The sequence below is a fragment of the Fulvivirga sp. genome, from assembly GCF_040220315.1.
Lineage (GTDB): Bacteria > Bacteroidota > Bacteroidia > Cytophagales > Cyclobacteriaceae > Fulvivirga.
Genome location: NZ_JAVJUY010000210.1, coordinates 1 through 4,228, shown reverse-complemented (window position 1 = coordinate 4,228; position 4,228 = coordinate 1). Strand labels below are relative to the sequence as shown.

General features: G+C 36.7%; 2 protein-coding genes. Both read right to left on the bottom strand.

Annotated elements, in window-relative coordinates:
* On the bottom strand, positions 1-3,539 hold a 3,539-nt coding region (locus RLO81_RS10400), incomplete at its 3' end, for a tetratricopeptide repeat protein (RefSeq protein ID WP_350111085.1).
* Between the two features lie 46 nt (positions 3,540-3,585).
* The coding region (locus RLO81_RS10395) for a methylmalonyl-CoA mutase family protein (protein WP_350111082.1) at positions 3,586-4,228 on the bottom strand (643 nt) is incomplete at its 5' end.

The window sequence follows — 4,228 nt, the reverse complement described above, 5'->3', positions numbered from 1 at the left end:
ATAGAAGCTCTTTTTTCTTCTTGCACCAACTGTGTTTTTACCTGACGGATGTATATGTCCTTAGTATTACTTACTAAAATAATATTGGATTTATCTATTACATATTTACCATCAGAAGTAGGCACAGACTCCAGGTTTATTTGGTTATATACGCCATCTGCACTTAAATATACGGTGGCAAACTGACCTACAACCTCTTCAATAGGTTTCCAATATTGATCATAGCTGTAGGTATCATTTAATCTAAAGATGATACTGTTTCGGTAATTCTTAAAATACCTGTTTTCTAATTCTTTGCCATTATTGATCAGAATTACTTTCGGCTCTTTAAAATCCTTATCATTCTTAACATACATGGCAGCATACACTACTGAGTCGGTGAATGTGTGATCAAAGTGCCTGAAACGAACCATTTCAATAGCTACTTCATTCGGCTTTAAAACAGTTTTTACATCTTCCCATTGAATTTTCTTATCCTCGAAGCTCTGCGAGAATAATTCTGATTTCTGGCTTAATTCTTTTTCAAGCGCTTCTACTTCGTTGCTAAGAGCTGCAGGATCTATCTGGTTTTCAGCCAGTTGCTCCGCACTCATAGATATCGCATTTGTCAATTGTTCTTTCTTTTCAATCCAATTGTTGTATTTGTTCTTGAGGTCTTCATCGTTGCTATTTAAAATCCTTTCCCTGATTTTAATGGATGAGTTTAACAGAATTGCTTTAGTTAACAGTGCATTGTTAAATACATCACCTACTAATTCCGAGTCATCCTTCATGTTTGAGAAGGCCAGCGTATTGTAAAATTCATAATCTGATTTGATGGTATTCCAGTACTTAGCCTTCTCCCTTTCACTAAGTGCGGGGAAATAATCTCTTATGAAGATTTGATAATTGGCTAATGCCTCTTCGATATTTTTAAGTGATTGTTTAGTATCACCCTCCATATAGTATACCTTGCTTAGCTTAGAAATTATCTTCACATATTCTGGATGGTTTCTATTAAAAAAGCGCTCATAGAGCTTTTTCGACTTTTCATACTGTTCTTCAGCAAGGTCATAATTTCTCTGGAGATAATAGATGTCGCCAATAAGTGTGTAAATAGCAGCAGCATTGATATTATTACGCTTACCTATTTTAGCTACCCAAATATTTTCTGCTAATGTGAGTGAGTTGAAAGCATCATCATAACGTCTTTCTGATATGTAAACTTTGGCCAAATCAGTTAGAATATTGGCGTAAGTAGGATTTCTATTTCCGAGCTTAGAAGCAATTATATCTTTAGCTTCTTCCATAATTTTTTCGGCCTCCTTTAAGTTATGACCGTTATGAAATTTGATTAAACCTAAATCCGTTAATGATTTAGCAACGTCCACATGATTATTACCAAACTGAGCTCGTTGTATTGCAATGGCTTTTCTGATATTATCTTCTGCATTGTCATAATCACCAATGCTCGAGTTAACTTCTGATAATAGCTTGAGTGCAGGCGCTGTTTTTGAAGATTTTTCTCCAAACGTATTATTGGCAATAGCCAGGGCTTGTTTAGCAGTTTTTTCTGCTTTAGGATAATCACCATTTATTAATTGAAGTTTTCCCTTATTAATAAGTGGGTTTATTAACCTTCTAGAGGATGAACCGTACCTGCTCTGATAACCAGCAATTAATTCATCAAGTAGTTCTTCGGTGTCTGAATATTTACCTAAAGTAATATACAAACTTGCCAACTCTTCGCCTGCTGCCAATTCGTCATAAACTACTGTTTCTCGCGCCCTTCTCAACAATCGGCCTGAGTTGTTAATATTTGATTCTGCCTCATCAAATAAACCCTGAACAGACAACAGTTTGGCCTGTGTTTGTAAAGCATCTACATAGTCAACTACACGGTATTCATCTTTTCTTACGGATTCCAAAATGGATACGGCATCATTAAGATTACTTTCAGCATTTTCATATTGCCCCAGTTTTAGTTGAAGGTCAGCTATTTGGGTAAGTTCAACCCCATAATCAGGGTCTTGATTGTCATACTTCGCTCGTGACGCAAATAATGCTTTGTCAAGCGTTTCTGATGCTAATTTGTACTGGTCAGTAATTTCGTAATAGGTGGCAAGGTGATTTAAAATCTCGACATAATCTTTATGCCAGGTGTCAATTTCATTATCGATGATATTGAAGAAGCTTTCTTGATAAATTTTATTTGCTTCTTCGAAATTGTCTGTATAATCCACAAAATGATTTGCCAATTCTAATCTTCCCAGATGGTAGGCGGGAGACTCTTCCCCATATAGGTTCTTTTCTATTTCAAGTATTTCCCTCAGATTCTCCTCTGCATGTGTGAAATTTCTTTTTTGAATATCCAATCTGTAGAGAAACTCTAACAGCGTTATACGCTTTTGATGATATTTTGGCAATGCACGCGTAGTAGATAGAATAGCATTGGCTTCGGCCTCCAGGTTTCGCGTGCGGTCTTTGGTCAATTTGGAATCAAATTCAATGGTTTCAAGATTGAGATAATGAAGACTCGTTTTTCTAAAATTCCTTTTTATAGCCTTTTCATATTCTATTTTTACACCTTTATATTTTCCTTTTTCATTGGTATATAAGTATTGTTTTAGAAGTGTTTCATATAAATCAAAAGCCAGATAATGCGACTCTTCATAATCACGCTTAAGCTTATCGAGTGTCTTATCAAACCTAGTCTCTTTAGGCATATTATCTACATCTAAACCATTTTCAACGAGTAGTTTGCCGTGTAGAAATTGGTTCTTTACATACCTTATGTCTTTTATGCCAAGGTTAGAAGAAATCCAGGCTTCAGAACGTACAAAGGCACTATCGGCACTTTTGAAACTACCCTTTAATCGTAAAGCATTTGATTTAAGCGTTAAAAGGTTGGCGTAATCCCCAAGTCTTTCTTTCACTTCGCCATCGTCAAGTTTTCTGGTCTTAAGTTTTCCACTTTCATCTACATAACTCTCTTTCGTAACCGCCCTCGATCTAAAGTATTCTAAATGCTCTTCAATATATTTTAAGGCCTTTGTGTAATAACCTTGACCTGTTAGTATTTCAGCAGTAGTCAGTTCTGTCTTGGCTTTGGTATTTTCATCATAGGAATCTGTTTCCTGAAGTGTTTTTATTCCTTTGTCTAAATAGTTTTTTGATTCAACATAATTACCATAATGAGCGACAATTTCGGCAATAGCTATTAAGTTTTGACCATGGGCAGAACTATTTTCTCCATTGGCAGAAATGCTACTCTGAAGTGAATTCTCTATTCCATTTTGGTATTCTGATAGGTAGCCCAAGGCAAGGTTAAACTTGGCAGAACGGAGATGGTACCCGGGCATATATTCATTATTTGCCCCCAGTTTTTTGATGACCTTCTTTTTAAATTTATCAAGCGTTTTTTTTGCCTTCTCGTAATCACCTTCTTCATATTGCTCATCGGCCTTGTCAATATACTTATCCCATTTTTGGCCATATGAAAATGAGACTGCTAGGCCTAGGCATAGCGTAAGTATCAATGGTTTCACGAAATTATTCATGATGGTGGTTTTTGTTGATTTACTTTAAAATTACAAATAGTATTTGTTATTCTGATTCAATTAGTTTTTTCAAAATATCGATAGCAGCTTCGGCTATAACTGTGCCAGGGCCAAAAACCCCACTTACACCAGCATTGTACAGGAAATCATAGTCTTTTGGAGGTATAACGCCTCCAGCTATCACCATGATATCATCACGTCCCAATTCTTTCAGGGCTTCAATTAGTTCAGGTATTAAGGTTTTATGGCCCGCAGCCAAACTGGATGCACCAATGACGTGTACGTCATTTTCAGCTGCCTGTTTTGCTACTTCAGATGGAGTTTGAAAGAGAGGTCCAATGTCAACATCGAAACCTAAGTCAGCAAAGCTTGTTGCGATAACCTTAGCTCCTCGATCGTGGCCATCTTGCCCCATTTTAGCAACCATTATTCTTGGCCTTCTACCCTCCAATAAAGCAAACTCATCCGACAGTTGCTTTGCCTTTTTAAAATTCTCATCCATTTTTACTTCCCCTGAATAAACTCCTGAAATTGACCTGATCGTTGCCGTATGCCTTCCGTATACTTCTTCTAAAGCATCTGAAATCTCACCTAACGTTGCACGCAACCTTGCGGCATCAACAGCAAGTTCTAGAATATTTCCTTTCCCTGACTTTGCTGCTTCTGTTATCTTCGTCAATGCGTTTTTT